This is a genomic window from Spirillospora sp. CA-128828, from assembly GCF_050945415.1.
GTDB lineage: Bacteria > Actinomycetota > Actinomycetes > Streptosporangiales > Streptosporangiaceae > Spirillospora.
Genome location: NZ_CP191986.1, coordinates 246,335 through 260,628, shown reverse-complemented (window position 1 = coordinate 260,628; position 14,294 = coordinate 246,335). Strand labels below are relative to the sequence as shown.

Genomic DNA, 14,294 nt, shown 5'->3' with positions numbered 1-14,294 from the left:
GATCGTAGAGTGAACGCGGGAACATCAAGAAACCGACTGTCGGTCTAGAAATTAGAGACCGACTGTCGGTTTGTCAATGGAGGTGCGTGTGGATCGACGCGTTGGACGAGGGCAGGCGACCCGGCGGCACTTGGTCGAGGTGGCGACGGAACTGTTCGCCGAGCGCGGCTACGAGGGCACCTCGATCGAAGCCGTCCTGGAGCAGGCCGGGGTGAGTCGCGGATCTCTCTATCACCACTTCCCGGGCAAGGACCGCCTGTTCGAGGCGGTGGTGGAGGCGGTCCATGCGCAGGTCGGTGAAGCCACGCTCGCGGCCGCCAACGCAAGCGGGGCGACCGAGGCCCACGATCTTCTCAAGGCGGCCGAGCTGGCCTGGATCCGACTCGCCGGCGACGCGGTCGTGCGCCGGATCCTGCTGATCGACGCCCCGACCGTGCTGGGCTGGCGTCGCTGGCGCGACATCGAGGAGCAGTACAGCCTGGGCATGCTCAAGGCCGTCCTCCAAGAGGCCGCCACCGCCGGTCGCGTGCCGGCGCGACTCGTCGAACCGTTCGCGCACATCCTGCTGGCCGTCGGCAACGAGATGGCGCTGGTCATCGCCTTGGCCGACGACGTACCGGCCGCCCAGGCCGCTGCCGAGGCCGCCGTCGAGGAGTTCCTCACCCGCCTGTTGCGACCGGCCGATTCAGAGAACACCGGCCCGGCCACCGAAACCGACGGCGGCGTTCAGCAGCGCTGAGTGAACGCGGGCGACGCACGTGGCGTGGACGTCTGCGCGGCCTGGGCCGCGCAGACCTGACCACATCCGACCTGCTGGCCGTGGCATCCAGTGGCATCCACGCCGTGGTCACGCGCCACGGCGCCGACCGGCTCCGCCTAGCGTCCGCGCGCGGCGCGCTCCGCGGCCGCGTGCCACCAGCCCGGAGGCGACGGGCCGACGACCTTCGAGGTGGGCTGGTCCGGATGCAGCCCGAGGCGGCGAAGCGCATCGTCCCGGACGTTGATGCTGTACCAGCCGTGCCAGCGCCCGTCGGGGCCCGGCCCGCAGGCCAGTCCTATGGTGACGTCGTCGTTTTCGAACGGCATCCAGTCGATGCCGCGATCACGCAGTCAACCGCGCAGGGCGGCCGTGGGCCGCAGGCTGCCCGGAACGTTCTCATACGCCACGACGGTCGTCCACCGATCCATACGACCATGATGCCGCAGGCGTGGGGCCGCGGGCGAGTGCCGGGAGTGGGGTAAGGCCGTGCCACAACCGCCCCCCGTCTCCGTCCACCCTGCCGAACAGGGCGCCCCCTCCGGCCGCGGGCACTGGACGTCCCCCAGCACATGCCGGTGGCGGTGTGCGAGCCCCTGGGGCGAGGGTGTCGCCAGGCCGCCGTCTGGTGTCTCGGAGGTTTGACCCGGATGGTCGGCGAGGGTTCGCGCAGTGTCGACATTCAGCGCCCGGCATGGACGGTTCCTACGAGCCGACGTCGAACCGGCTCTACTGCCTCAACCAAAACCCGAGAGCGTCACTCAGAGTTACGCTCTCTGAACAGCGGAGGAGAAACAATGCCGCAGCAGTACTCCGATCTGGACGAGGGCGACGCCGCCCAGGTCCAAGGCGAACTGGAAGACGGTCACCAGGCGGCAGGCAGGGTTCCGGTCACGGAAACCGTGCCCGAGTCCGACGGGACCGTTACCGTCATCGACCACACCTGACTGTGGGTGAGGACTGATTCGATCGTGCCCTCCTGAACTCAGGGGGCAGGATTCACCCGCACCCCAGGGGTCTCTCCCTGGGGTGCGTCTCGTCGGGGATCCGGGTCATCACTGCGGCTTCCCTCGGTGACCGGGCAGCGACGCAAGCTGCGTATGCCGGTCGAGGACGCCGGCATACGGGGCACGGCGGCAACGCGTACTCGCAGGGGTCGATCGGTTCTGGACGAAGACGTCCCGGTGGAGGCGGCGGCAAGGCCGCCTCCACCGGGACATTAGTAGGCCCCAGCTCAGGGCCCGTCAGTCGCCGCCCTGGTCGACAGCCTTCTGGGCCCTCTCGACCATGGCATCGGCCGCCAGAGCGGTGTTGGTTGCGGACTGCAAGGCGGTAGTTGCCGGCAGCGGGTCGCTGCGCACCGCGTCAAGCTTTGCGGCCGCGTCCGTCTGGGCGGCCTTGGCCACCGCGAGTTGTTCTTGCGGCGTGAGCTCGAAGCTCATGCTTCCTCCTGGGCTCTTGATTGGGTTTGGGTGTGCATGTTGCATCGATGACTCTTGCCGTGATCAGGCGTTTGTCAAGTCATCCCACCGCCGACTTCAATGATTCAAGCTGCCTGTCCTCGATCGCTGTTTATGCCAGCGTCTTCCGCGTCGTTTAGGCGGTGCCGGCAAGCGAAGAACGCCTCCTTCCATGGCCGGTCCGGGCTGATTTTGAGGATGCGTTTGCGGGGTGGCGGGCGGGGAGGTGCCAGATTCGGTGGCGGAGCGTGTCCGGCTCGGCGTCCTTGAGGTCTTCCTGGTCGTGGAGACCGAGGAGGCGGGCCCAGGAGGTGAGGTCGGCGGCGATGTTCGCGGCCAATCAGCCCGGTCCGCAGGCCAGTCCTATGGTGACCTTGTCGTTTTCGACGGGTGCCGCGCCCGCCGAGGCGGGCGCGGCACCCGGTGTCAGGGGCGGTCGCCTGGTTCGTTGACGATGCCTACGGCCACGCGGACCTCCATGAACTGGAGGGTTCCGCTCTTCACCACGTTCTTCTTGCCGTCGTCTCCCTCGTGGGCGTGGTCCTGGACTGTGATGGAGCGCTCGCCGAGGTAGCTGTACGTCTTCGGGTCGAGGAGCACCTCGTCCCGCAGCCAGCCCTCCTTGCCGATCAGGCCGAGGGTGATCGCCGGGCGCCCGGCCGCGTCGACGGCTCCGCCGGTCGCTGTCACACCGGGGATCAGCTTGATCGCCTGGAAGATCGCCGCCTCCGTCCTCGGCGGGTGGACGCTGCCGGCGAGGATCGTCACCAACGTGTGGAACGCCAGCTCGTAGCCGGACTCGGGCGTGCCGCCGACCTCGCGCAGGAGTGCTTGCGGGTCGGCGGGGAGCGGGTCGAATCTGGCCACGCGGGGGGCGGTCTCGTTCCCGGGTGACTTGGTCAGCTTGCCGTCCTCGTAGGCGGCGTACTCGTTCTTGCCGTCCAGGCGCCGCCACAACTCCCAGCTGCGCGTCTTGTAGGGGCCCCGGTGGCGATCCCGGACGGCACCGCCGGGGCAGTGGTCCTGAACTCGGTGTAGAGCCACTGCTGGGGGCCGGGCGCGGTGTAGGGCCGGGACTTCGCCGCGGCGGCGGCCCGGTCGAGCACCACGGCCGCCTGGGCGACCGAACCCACATGGGGGATCACCTGGCGAGGACGTCCGTGGTCGTCGTCGCCCACGAGCGTCACCCCGGCGGCGGACGCGATCGCGGCCACCGTGCCGACCGCCGCGATACGGACGGCCAGCCGAGGCGACCTGCGCCGGGGACGCGCGGCCTCTTGATGCGGTGCCGCCGTGATGTCGTCCATCAGCCGCCGTGCCGCGGGCCTGCCGGCCTGTCCGGCGAGTGCGTCGTCATGGACGCGGGCCAGCGAACGGACCAGGTTGTCGGTGGATCGGCTCGTACGTCGCCATGTAGAGGGCCTCGAATCTGGCCGTTCGGTCACCCATCGATGGCCTGGTCTTCCAGTTGCCGCATGGAGCTCTCCTTCCGAGGGATCACCCCATACGTGCCGGAAAGACCGCGGACGTTACACCGAAGCCCGCCCGCCTGGAAGTGGATGCTCCAGATGCGGAATGCGGGCGAGGACCGGGAGTGGGGTCAGCCCGTAGGCGTAGTAGTCGACGGTGTCTGCGCCGTTCTTGCGGGCCGCGGTGACCTTGGCCGCGAGGTGGTCGGCTGAAGTGGTGTCGGGGTGGCCTGGGCGCAGGACGGCTCGGAGGACCGGTTCGGAGCCGAGAGCCTTCCGGTAGGCGGCCACGTCTTCGGCCACGCGCATGGTGTCGTGGGCGTAGCAGAGGATCGCGTAGGACGGGACGACCGAGGCCAGCGCGGTCGGGTCGACACCGATCCGCCAGGCGGAGGCGGCGGCCGGGGCGCCCGCGGGACGTCCGTCGGCGTAGCCCAGGACGGCGCCCGTCAGGTCCACGAACGTCAACCGGGAGCCCTCGGCCGACACTGCTTCGGCGACCTCGGCGGTCAGGGAGGTGACGATCGGCGCACGGGCCTGGGCGTAGGCGGTGAGGACGTGTGGGAGGTCCTTGGTGGGCGGGCCTCCGTCCAGGACGGTGGTCGTCAAGCGGGACGCCTCGGCGCGGGCCTCCTCCGCGTGGGGGATGCAGGCGACGCAGTGCGGGCAGAAGCACAGGCCCAGGGCGAATTCGGCGGCCGGGCCCAGCTCCACGAAGGAGCGCTCGTGGTGGTAGCCGTGGCCGAACGTCCCGAAATGGAGGGATTCGGCGACGACCGAGTCGACGCCTTGGCGGGCCATGGCACGGCCGAGGGCAACCGCATAGGCACGGACGTCCGGGTTGGACGGGCACAGGTCGGCGGGCGCGGCACGGTCGCCGAAGCAGTTCTCCTGGGTGACGTCCGGGAAGGCCAGGCCAAGGGTGGTGTTGTGCAGGAAGACGCCCCAGCCGTGCAACGCAACGCCAAGGGCGCGGGTCTCCTCTCGGAGGCTGCGTATGGGCTCCTGGTCGGCGTCCCTCTGAACGGGTGGTCTCAGTCGGAGCCCGTCGAAGAGGTCGCCAGGAGGGAAGTGGATGCCGTCGTAGCGGAAGGTGACGCGGGTACGGCCGTGCGGGGTCACGTCTCTGGCGCGGTGGTAGGCGGCACCGATGGTGATGGACGAGACGCCATGGGAGAGGATCTGCGCCGCGTCCGCGCGGCGCAGATCCTCCACCAGGACATAGAGGGACGAGTCCATCAACTCTTCTTGTGAGCGACGAAGTCGATCTCGACCAGGATGTTCATCAGGTCGGAGCCGACGGTGGTGCGCACCGGGTACGGCTCGCTGAAGTGCGCCCGGTACACCTCGTCGTAGGCGGCGAAGTCGCGGTGCAGGTCCTGCAGATGGACGGTCGACTTCACCACGTCGTCCAGGGTCAGGCCGTGCTCGGCGAGGATCGCGGTCAGGTTGGCGAGGACCTGCCGGGTCTGCGTGGCGACGTCCGTGCCGACGGTCTCGCCGGTCTTCGGATCGATCGGTCCCATTCCGGACGTGTACACGAAATCGGCGACCACGAGCCCCTGCGAGTAGGTGCCGAGGGGCGCGGGCGCGTCCGGGCTGCGGAGTTCACGCTTGCTCATATCCGTCTCCTTCAACGGGTGACGTTGTCTTCGGCGGCTTTCAGAAGGTCCAGGTCGGCGCGGCTCGGCAGGCCCTCCCAGTCACCGCGGACGGTGACGGCGTACGCGCCGGCGGCCGTGGCGGTGGCCAGCCGGGCGGCGATGGGAAGGCCGCGGACGAACTCGGCCAGGTACCCGGCGGCGAACGCGTCCCCCGCGCCGACCGGGTCGACGACCGGAACGCGGTGGGCGGGCTGGACGTGCAGGCGCCCGTCGCAGAACGCCACGGCCCCGGCGGCTCCCCGCTTGACCAGGACCTCGCGCGGGCCGAGCGCGGCCAGGCCGGTGGCGAGCCCGGTGGGGTCTTCGCCGGGAACGACCAGCCGCGCCTCCTGCTCGGTCGCGAACACCAGGTCGGCGCGCTTGACCAGGTTGTGCAGGCATTCCCCGGCCTCCGCGGGCGTCCACAGCGCAGCGCGGTAGTTGAGGTCGAGCGAAACCGGCACGCCCGCGTCCCGTGCCGTCTCGATGGCGTCGTCCAAGGCCTTACGGGCCGTGTCGCCGATCGCGGCGGTGATGCCGGTGACGTGCAGGACGCGGGCGGAACGGATCAGGTCGTGCGGGACGTCGGCGGGGCTCAGCCGGGAGCCGGCGCTGCCCGTCCGGTAGTACTGGACGCGGGTCAGCGTCCCCGACCGGTGCTCCTTGAATAGCAACGCGGTCGGCGCTGTCTCGTCCACCACCGTGTGGCCGAGGCGGACGCCCTCCCCGGCGAGCGCGGTGGTGATCAGCCTGCCGAACTCGTCGTCGCCGACGCGGCCGAACCAGGCCGCGGACCCGCCGAGGCGGCAGAGGCCGATCGCCGTGTTCGACTCGGCGCCGGCGATGCCGAGGTCGAGCGAGCGGGCATGCCGCATCGGCCCGGTGACCGGGTTCTCCAGCCGCGCCATGGTCTCGCCGAACGTGACGAGGTCGACCGTCATCGGGCGGCCTCCACGGCGGTGAGGAGCAGGCCTGCACGGTCGGCCAGGGCGTCGAGGGAGCCGCCGTCGAGGGCGTCGCCGATCAGGGAGCCGCCCGCGCCGACGGCCCGCGCGCCCGACGCGATGTAGTCGGCGGCGTTGCCGGGGCCGATGCCGCCCGTCGGCAGCAGCAGGACGTCCCGGAACGGATCCCTGAGAGCACGCAGGTAGCGCGGGCCGAACACGCTCGCCGGGAAGATCTTGACGGCGGTCGCGCCGAGATCCCAGGCGCGGGCGACCTCGTTCGGCGTGAGCGCGCCCGGGTAGTAGGCGACGCCATGGTCGCGGGCCACGGCGGCGACCTCCTCGCTCGTGTCGGGGGCGACGAGGAAGGACGCGCCCGCGGCGAGGGCGGCCTTCGCGTCCGCCGCGGTCCGGACCGTCCCGGCGCCGAGTTCGACGTCACCGGAAAGCCGGTCCCGGGCCGCACCCAGGGCGTCCAGGGCGCCCGGGGTGTTCAGGGTGATCTCCAGGCACCGGACGCCGGCGGCGACCAGGGTGTCCAGGACGTCGGCGACGTGGTCGGCGCGGGTGCCGCGCACGACCGCGACCACTCCGGTCGCCGTCAGCGCGGCGCCCGGAGCCATGCGGGGGGTCATCGGGCGTCCTCTCAGAAGTAGGTGCGGATCAGGTCGGTGACCGTGTGGTCGTCGTCCACGACGGGGATGACCTGCCACTTGTCGAAGGCCGTGCACGGGTGGGAGATGCCGAAGCAGATCAGGTCGCCGGGACGCGGTGACGGGTCGCCGAAGGCCACGTAGGCGTGGTGGTCGTTGGTGTCGGTGACGCGCATGCCGTCCGCGGGGAGGATCGTGCCGTCCGTCCTCCGCAGCCGGAGCGGGACGGGCAGGCCCGCGTCGTAGGGCGCCTCCCGCTTGCCCATCCCGACGATCGCCAGGCCGGGCTCCGGGACGGACGTGACCTGCGCCCAGATCTCCAGCGCCGCGTCCAGCGACCCCGGCACGCGGTTGAACGGCGTCTTCCTCGTGTAGAGACCGTCGTCGTGGGACACGTAGGCGCCGCTGCGCAGGATGACGGTGAGGTCGTGGCCGGGCAGCCAGTCGCCCGCGAGCCGCTCGGCGACCTGGTCGAAGTAGGCACTGCCGCCCGCCGTGACGACGACGTCGCGGGGGAGCAGCGGGGCCAGCTCGATCGTCGCGTCGCGGAGCGCCTGGAGGTAGGCGGCGGCGGACGCGACGTCCGGCAGCCCGCCCTCGTATCCGGCGACCCCGGCGAGCTCGGTGCCGGGCGCGGCGGCGACGGCGCGGGCGACCCCGGCCAGTTCCTCGACGGTGCGGCAGCCGGTGCGCCCATCGCGGTGGCCGAGCTCGACCAGCACCTGGAACGGACGTTCCCCGGCCACGGCGGAGATCGCGGCGACGCCCTCCGGCGAGTCCGCGTACAGCAGGAACTCCATGCCGCGGTCGATCTCGCCGCCGAGCCAGCGGAGCGCGGTCGGGTCGAGCAGCTCGTTGGCCAGCAGGATCCGGGGGACGCCGAACGTCCGGTAGGCGAGGACCTGGTTCGCGGTCGCGGCGGTGATGCCCCACGCGCCCGCGTCCAGCTGGGCCTGGAAGAGCGAGGGGGCCATGGACGTCTTGCCGTGCGGCGCGAACGCCAGCCCGTGCTCGCCGCAGAAGGCCGCGAGCGCGGCGACGTTGTGCTCCAGCGCCGACCGCCGCGCCACCATGACCGGCCAGGTGAACGGGCCGCCGAACAGCGGATGCCGGGCGGCGGCGAACTCGTCCAGCGGGACGGGCCGCGGCTGCCACAGGCCCTTCGTCCGCCAGTCGACGTGCTCGCTGGGAATGGTGAGGCTCACGGCTGGTTCCCTTCTTCGCTTCGGCGGCGCGGCCGGGACGAGCCGAGCACCCGGGACACCTCCAGCGCCGCCCGCTCGACCATCGGCCCGACCTCCCGGACCCGCGCCGGCGTCATCCGGGACGTCAGCCCGGACACGCTCAGCGCCCCCGCGGCCCGGTCGGTGTGGTCGAAGATCGGCGCGGCGACGCAGCGCACCTCCGGCTCGTTCTCCCGGTCGTCGACGGCGTACCCGGACAGGCGTACCCGTTCCAGCTCGGCGGCCAGCCGCGCCGGGTCGGTGATCGTGCGCTCGGTGCGCCGCGGCATGCCGGCCGCGACGACGGTCTGGAAGTCGTCCTCGCCGAGCCAGGCGAGGATGGCCTTGCCGACGGCCGTCCGGTAGGCGGGAATCCGCATCCCGACACGCGACGCCATCCGGACGTTGTGCTCGTTCTCCACCTTGTCGATGTAGACGACGTCGGGGGCGTCGTAGACGACGAGGTGGCAGGTCTCCCCCACGACGTGCTGGAGGCGGCGCAGCGGGTCGGCGGCGACCGACCGCATGTCCAGCGACGACAGGTACGCCTGCCCCAGCCGCAGCGCGCCGTGCCCGAGCCGGAACCAGCCGGTCTCGCGGTCCCGGGTGAGCAGGTCGCCGTCGATGAGCGGCTGCGCGAGCCGCAGCACGGTGCTCTTGCTGATGCCGAGGTCGTCGGCGACGCGGGTCAGCGAGACGCCCCGGGTGTCGGCGTTGTCGCGGACGTGGTCGAGCACCGCGAGCGCGCGGCGCAGCGACGACGACTGGTTGCGGGGCTTGGCGTCTTCGGTGGTCATGTCGTGCTCCCCGGAAGCAGGCCGCGGCTCAGGACGTCCCGCGCGGCTCTCAGATGACGTCCCGCACGGGCGAGTGAGATCTCATGATGGCCTGGCAGCAGCATGCCGATCTCCAGCGCGGCGAGCCGCTCCAGGCTCGCCGCGTATTCGGGGACGCGCGAATCGTGGAGGTTCTGCAGGGAGATGCGCCCGCCGGTGAACACGCAGTCGCCGGAGAACAGCGCCGTCCCTTCGGGCGCCTCCAGCAGGTAACAGGTGTGCCCGTCCGCGTGCCCGGGCGTGGCGACCGCCCGCAGAACGACGCCTCCGCCGAGGTCGATCCGCTCCCCATCCGCGATGGGGCGAACGGACGGGCATGCCGCGAACTCGTACGCCTCGGGGTAGACCCCGGCCGCCTTGCCGCGATCGACGCTGAGCATCTCCTCGGCACCGGACGCGATCCATTCATCCGCGGGTGCCCCCGCCCGGACGGCGAGCCCCTCGACGTGCCGCGCGATCTCGGCGGCCCCGCCCGCATGGTCGGCGTGCCCGTGGGTGAGCAGCAGATGCCGCTCTCCGGCGGGCCCGGCCGCCGCGAGCAACAGCCGCGCGAACGGTCCGGCGGAGACTCCGGCCCCCGCGTCGATCAGCGCCGCACCCCGCGACCCGCGCACGAGGTACACGTGGCAGTCCAGCGGATCGGTCAGATCGAACCCCGCCGAGCCACTGCCGATGAGCTCGACATGCCGCGTCAGCCTCATGCAGTCCCCCCGTCGAGGGAGCGGACGGTGTCGGCGACCAGGCGGGCGGCGAGGTCCACGTCGGCGAGCGCGACCGACTCGTCGGCGGAGTGGGCGTCCGCGATCGAGCCGGGGCCGAAGACGACCGAGGGGATGCCGGCGCGGGCGAGTTTGCTGGCGTCGGTGCCGAACGGCATGCCGTGGACGGTCGCCGGCCGTCTCGCCGCCGACAGTGCCGCGCACAGGGCGGCGGGCACCGGACTGGTGGCGGGGGTGTCGAGGGCGTGGTCGACGGTGAACGGCTCGTCCACCTCGATACGGCCGAGCGCGCCGAGTTCGGCACGGTCGCGGCGCCACACGTCCAAGGGGTCCTCGCCGGGGAGGGTGCGGCGGTCGATGTCGATCTCGCAGCGGCCGGGGACGGTGTTCGGGCCTTCGCCGCCCCGCACCCGGGTGACGCAGCGGGTCGCGGGCCCCAGCAGCGGATGTGGCGGGACGTCCGGCGAAGTGCGGTCGATGTGGTCGATCACGCGGGCCATGAGGGTGACGGCGTTGACGGCCTCGTCCGGGCGGGAGCTGTGCCCGGCCCTTCCCAGCGTCCGGACGGTGTAGCGGACGCAGCCCTTGTGCGCCGTGGCCGGAACCAGCCCGGTCGGCTCGCCCACGATGGCGCCCGCGACCGGGAGGCCGGCGAGATCGGAGATCAGGCCGAGGACACCCTGGTAGGCGTGCTCCTCGTCCACCACCCCGGCGAGGACGACCCCGGTGTCCGGCGGGTCGGCCGCGAGCTCGGCCGCCGCCAGCATGAACGCCGCGAGAGGCCCTTTGGCGTCGCATGCGCCGCGCCCGTACAGGCGGCCGTCCCGGATCGTCCCGGCGAACGGGTCGACCGTCATGCCGGTGGTCTCGACCGTGTCCAGGTGCGATTCGAGGAGCACCATGCGCGGGCCGCGGCCCGGCACGGTCGCGATCACGTTGGGACGTCCCGGCAGCACCTCCCGCAGCTCGGCCCGCACACCGTGGTCGGCGAGCCAGCCCCGCACGTGTTCGGCGATCGCCGCCTCGCCGAACCCCGGGCCGGAACCGGCGCGCGGGTTGACGCTGGCGATGCCGACCATCGCCCGCAGCAGTTCCCCCGACGCCGCCATCAGGACCGCCGTTCCCGCGCGTAGGCGAGCAGCAGCGCGATGATGAGCAGCCCGAGCATGATCTGCCGGACGCCCTCGGACATGTTCCATGCGGCCAGCAGCGCGGTCAGCAGGGTCAGCAGCAGCGCGCCGGCGACGGTCCCGAGCACGTGCCCGCGCCCGCCGAGGATGGACGTCCCGCCCAGCACCACCGACGCGATCGACAGCAGTTGGTACGGATTGCCCATCGTCAGCGAACTGGTGGACGTGAACCCGAGCAGCACCAGCCCGGACACCCCGGCGAGCAGCGCGCACGTCCCGTAGGCGACGAACGTGGTGCGCGCGAGAGGCACACCGGACGCACGCGAAGCCCGCTCACCGTTGCCGAGCGCGAACACGTACCGTCCGACCCGGGAGGCGTGCAGCAGCCAGGCGGCGACCGTGGTGATGGCGATCCACAGGACGAACGCGAGCGGCACGCCCATGGCGCGGTCGTTGGCCAGCGACGCCAGCAGCGGCACCTTCGCCGACTTCGGCGACCCGTCGGTGTAGACGAGCAGCGCGCCGGCGACGATCGTGCCGGTGGCCAGCGTCATCACCATCGGCGGCACCCGCAGCCAGGTCACCCCGGCGGCGTTGGCGACCCCGACCAGGACGCTCGCCGCGAGCGCGGCGGCGACCCCCGCGGGCCCGCCCGAGCCGGACGCCACCTGCGCGCACACCACCGCCGACAGCGCGACGACCCCGGACACCGACAGGTCGATCCCGCTCATCATGATCACGAGGGTCTGGCCGACGGCCACGATGCCCAGGAAGGCGGCGGTCTGCACGATGTAGCGGACGCTGGAGACGCTGTCGAACCCCTTGGCGAACAGGATCGCGGCGATCCAGGTCACGATCAGCACGCCGAACGCCCAGGCGGCGCGGTCGCCGCGCAGCGTCCCTGCCAGCCGGTGGCGCAGGGCGCCCGCGGCATGCGGTAGCGCGGTCATTCAGTCCGTCCTCTCCCGGGTCGCGAAGGTCTTGACGGCGATCGCCACGATCAGCACCGCGCCCTGCATGATCAGCTGGTAGAACGGCGACAGGCCGGTGAACAGCAGCAGGTTGGTCAGCAGGCCGATCAGCAGCGCCGCCAGGACGGTCGCGCGCATCTGCCCGACGCCGCCGAAGAAGCTGACCCCGGCGAGCACCGACGCGGCGATCGAGTTCAGCGTGTACGGGGCGCCGATCGTGGCGTCCCCCGATCCGGTCTGGACGGCGAGGCCGATGCCCGCGAGGCCGACGAAGACGCCGGCCAGCGCGTAGGCGGAGATCTTCACCCTGCGGGTGGCGATGCCGCTGGCGTAGGCGCCGTGCTCGTTGCCGCCGACCGCGTACAGGGACAGCCCGAACCGGGTCGTCCGCACGATCTTCCAGAGCACCAGGACCAGGACGACCGCCACGAACGGCAGCGCGACGCCGTTCCAGCCGTTGTTGTACGCCTTGACCAGGGCGGACGGGACACTGCCGCCCGGCTTCGGCAGCACCACGAGCGTGACGCCGCCCCACAGGAAGGACGCCGCCAGCGTCACGATGATCGGCGGCAGCCCGGCGTGAGCGACGAGCACGCCGTTCGCGGCCCCGGTCGCGGCGGCGGCCGCCAGCGCGAGGACGGCGGCGAGCGCGACGCCGTGCTCGGCGCGGACGGCGAACACCGCCATCGCGAGCGCCAGCACCGAGCCGAGCGACAGGTCGATGCCGCCGGCCAGCATGACCGTGCTCTGCGCCATCGCGGCGAGGATCAGCGGCAGGAACTGCGCCGACAGGATCGTGATGGACGCCGGGGTGAACAGCCCGGAGTCGTAGTGGCTGTAGGCGGCCAGCAGGACGATCAGCAGCGCGCCGAGGCCGGCCACGTCCAGATTGCCGCGCAGGACGCCGGCGAGGCGGTCAGGCATGCGCCACCGTCCCGGTGACGGAGGCGCGGACCAGCCGCTCCTCGGTGAGGTCGCCGCCCGACAGCCGGTCCACGACCGCGCCCTCGTACATGACGGCGACCTCGTCGCACAGGCCGACCAGTTCCATGGTGTCTCCCGAGGTGACCAGCACCGCCACGCCGCCGTCGGCCAGCCGGCGGAGCAGGTGGTAGATCTCGCGCTTGGTGCCGACGTCGATGCCCCGGGTGGGCTCGGCCAGCAGCAGGATCCGAGGCTCGGACGGCAGCCAGCGGGCCAGCGCGACCTTCTGCTGGTTGCCGCCGGACAGCCGGCGCGCCTCCTGGTCCGGCCCGGCCGCCTTGATCCGCATCCGCTCGACCAGGTCGGCGACCAGCGTCGCCTCGGCGCGGCGGTCGACGGTGGTGAGCCGCCGGGCGGGCGCCACGACGCCGAGGTTGGTGAGGGACAGGTTGGCCCGGACGGTCTGCGCCACGTGCAGTCCCTCCACCTTGCGGTCCTCCGGGACGTAGGCGATGCGGCCGCGGATCGCCTCGCGCGGGGACGCCAGCCGCGCGGGACGCCCGTCCAGCTCGATCCGCCCGGTGTGCCGGACGAGCCCGAACAGCGCGCGCAGCACCGCCCGCTGCCCCTGGCCCTGGAGCCCGCCGAGGCCGAGGATCCGCCCGGGGAGCAGATCGAGGTCGACGCCGGCGCAGGCACCGGGAACGGTCAGCCCCCGCGCGCTCAGCACCGGCTCGCCCGCCGTCCCGGCCACCCGCTTGCCCGCCGTCCCGGCCTTCGGCGGGAACAGATCGGACAGCTCCCGTCCGATCATCAGACGCACGATGTCGTCGTGATCGGTCTCCGCCCGCTCCCGGGTCGCCATGACCTCGCCGTCCTTGAGGACTGTCAGCCGGTCGGCGACGGCGAACAGCTCGCTCATCCGGTGGCTGACGATGACGACGGACGACCCCGCCTCGCGCAGCTCGTCCACGACCTTGAAGACGCCGTCGACCTGGTCGTCGTCCAGGGCGGACGTGGCCTCGTCCAGGATCAGCAGCCGCGGGCCGGAGGCGAGCGCCTTGGCCAGCTCGACGAGCTGCTGCTGCCCGAGCGGGAGGCGTCCCGCCCGGGTCAGCGGGTCGACGCGCAGGCCGACGCGTTCCAGCAGCGGCCGGGCGCGCCGGGCGAGGTCGCGGCGCAGGACCAGGCCGCGCCGCGCCGGCCACTGGCCGAGGAACACGTTCTCGGCGACGGTCTGGTGCGGGTTGAGGCTGAGCTCCTGGTGCACCGAGCCGATCCCGGCGGCCCGTGCGCGGTGCGGAGACCAGGCCGGGTCCGCGTTCCCCGCGGAGGGACGGCCCCCCGCACCTCCCGGGAACCGCACGGGGCGGCCGCCGTAGACCACCCGCCCGGCGTCGGGCGCCAGCAGTCCCGTGATGAGCGACAGGACGGTGCTCTTGCCCGCGCCGTTCTCGCCCACGAGGGCGAGCACCTCACCGGCGCGGACGTCGAAGCTCACCTCGTGCAGCACCCGGTTGCCCGCGAAGGACTTCGAGACCCGCTCGACGGCCAGGAGCGTCATC

General features: G+C 72.2%; 17 protein-coding genes. 2 read left to right on the top strand and 15 right to left on the bottom strand.

Annotated elements, in window-relative coordinates:
• Positions 1 to 139 precede the first annotated feature (139 nt).
• A complete protein-coding gene (locus ACQPXG_RS01470) occupies positions 140 to 739 on the top strand; it encodes a TetR/AcrR family transcriptional regulator (protein ID WP_433469882.1) in 600 nt (199 codons plus the stop codon).
• Between the two features lie 137 nt (positions 740 to 876).
• Here the strand turns inward: ACQPXG_RS01470 and ACQPXG_RS01465 are convergent, their stop codons facing one another.
• Positions 877 to 1,086 carry a hypothetical protein gene (locus ACQPXG_RS01465; protein ID WP_433465766.1) on the bottom strand — a complete coding sequence of 70 codons (210 nt, stop codon included), beginning with the start codon at positions 1,084 to 1,086 and terminating at the stop codon, positions 877 to 879.
• Positions 1,087 to 1,554: 468 nt separating this feature from the next.
• On the opposite strand from ACQPXG_RS01465, the gene ACQPXG_RS01460 reads away from it, so the two are divergent.
• Positions 1,555 to 1,704 (top strand): hypothetical protein, encoded by a 150-nt coding sequence (locus ACQPXG_RS01460; RefSeq protein ID WP_433465765.1) that lies wholly within the window; start codon positions 1,555 to 1,557, stop codon positions 1,702 to 1,704.
• A gap of 297 nt (positions 1,705 to 2,001) precedes the next feature.
• On the opposite strand, the gene ACQPXG_RS01455 is transcribed toward ACQPXG_RS01460, so the two are convergent.
• From ACQPXG_RS01455 to ACQPXG_RS01390, 14 genes are all read right to left on the bottom strand, one after another.
• On the bottom strand, positions 2,002 to 2,199 hold the full coding sequence (locus ACQPXG_RS01455; protein ID WP_433465764.1) for a hypothetical protein: 198 nt from the start codon (positions 2,197 to 2,199) through the stop codon (positions 2,002 to 2,004).
• A 444-nt stretch (positions 2,200 to 2,643) separates the two neighbouring features.
• Complete coding sequence (locus ACQPXG_RS01450; protein WP_433465763.1) at positions 2,644 to 3,174, bottom strand: hypothetical protein; 531 nt, start codon at positions 3,172 to 3,174, stop codon at positions 2,644 to 2,646.
• Entirely contained in the window at positions 3,117 to 3,662 is a 546-nt protein-coding gene (locus tag ACQPXG_RS01445; RefSeq protein WP_433465762.1) for a hypothetical protein, read from the bottom strand. Before ACQPXG_RS01445 ends, ACQPXG_RS01450 begins: the two co-directional genes overlap by 58 nt.
• Before the next feature lie 84 nt (positions 3,663 to 3,746).
• Positions 3,747 to 4,925, bottom strand: a complete 1,179-nt coding sequence (locus tag ACQPXG_RS01440) for a hypothetical protein (protein WP_433465761.1) — start codon at positions 4,923 to 4,925, stop codon at positions 3,747 to 3,749.
• Positions 4,925 to 5,308 carry a RidA family protein gene (locus ACQPXG_RS01435; protein ID WP_433465760.1) on the bottom strand — a complete coding sequence of 128 codons (384 nt, stop codon included), beginning with the start codon at positions 5,306 to 5,308 and terminating at the stop codon, positions 4,925 to 4,927. Before ACQPXG_RS01435 ends, ACQPXG_RS01440 begins: the two co-directional genes overlap by 1 nt.
• 11 nt (positions 5,309 to 5,319) lie before the next feature.
• Complete coding sequence (locus ACQPXG_RS01430) at positions 5,320 to 6,270, bottom strand: sugar kinase (RefSeq protein WP_433465759.1); 951 nt, start codon at positions 6,268 to 6,270, stop codon at positions 5,320 to 5,322.
• Complete coding sequence (locus ACQPXG_RS01425) at positions 6,267 to 6,908, bottom strand: bifunctional 4-hydroxy-2-oxoglutarate aldolase/2-dehydro-3-deoxy-phosphogluconate aldolase (RefSeq protein WP_433465758.1); 642 nt, start codon at positions 6,906 to 6,908, stop codon at positions 6,267 to 6,269. The genes ACQPXG_RS01430 and ACQPXG_RS01425 overlap by 4 nt, the downstream gene beginning before the upstream one ends.
• 11 nt (positions 6,909 to 6,919) lie before the next feature.
• Positions 6,920 to 8,131 carry an alanine racemase gene (locus tag ACQPXG_RS01420; RefSeq protein ID WP_433465757.1) on the bottom strand — a complete coding sequence of 404 codons (1,212 nt, stop codon included), beginning with the start codon at positions 8,129 to 8,131 and terminating at the stop codon, positions 6,920 to 6,922.
• Entirely contained in the window at positions 8,128 to 8,946 is an 819-nt protein-coding gene (locus ACQPXG_RS01415) for an IclR family transcriptional regulator (RefSeq protein WP_433465756.1), read from the bottom strand. The genes ACQPXG_RS01420 and ACQPXG_RS01415 overlap by 4 nt, the downstream gene beginning before the upstream one ends.
• Positions 8,943 to 9,686, bottom strand: a complete 744-nt coding sequence (locus ACQPXG_RS01410; RefSeq protein ID WP_433465755.1) for an MBL fold metallo-hydrolase — start codon at positions 9,684 to 9,686, stop codon at positions 8,943 to 8,945. Before ACQPXG_RS01410 ends, ACQPXG_RS01415 begins: the two co-directional genes overlap by 4 nt.
• Complete coding sequence (locus ACQPXG_RS01405; protein ID WP_433465754.1) at positions 9,683 to 10,813, bottom strand: M20 family metallopeptidase; 1,131 nt, start codon at positions 10,811 to 10,813, stop codon at positions 9,683 to 9,685. The genes ACQPXG_RS01410 and ACQPXG_RS01405 overlap by 4 nt, the downstream gene beginning before the upstream one ends.
• Positions 10,813 to 11,784: an ABC transporter permease gene (locus ACQPXG_RS01400; protein ID WP_433465753.1), complete on the bottom strand. Its 972-nt coding sequence runs from the start codon at positions 11,782 to 11,784 to the stop codon at positions 10,813 to 10,815. The genes ACQPXG_RS01405 and ACQPXG_RS01400 overlap by 1 nt, the downstream gene beginning before the upstream one ends.
• Positions 11,785 to 12,729 carry an ABC transporter permease gene (locus ACQPXG_RS01395; protein WP_433465752.1) on the bottom strand — a complete coding sequence of 315 codons (945 nt, stop codon included), beginning with the start codon at positions 12,727 to 12,729 and terminating at the stop codon, positions 11,785 to 11,787.
• Entirely contained in the window at positions 12,722 to 14,293 is a 1,572-nt protein-coding gene (locus tag ACQPXG_RS01390) for a sugar ABC transporter ATP-binding protein (protein WP_433465751.1), read from the bottom strand. Before ACQPXG_RS01390 ends, ACQPXG_RS01395 begins: the two co-directional genes overlap by 8 nt.
• Between the last annotated feature and the right edge of the window lies 1 nt (position 14,294).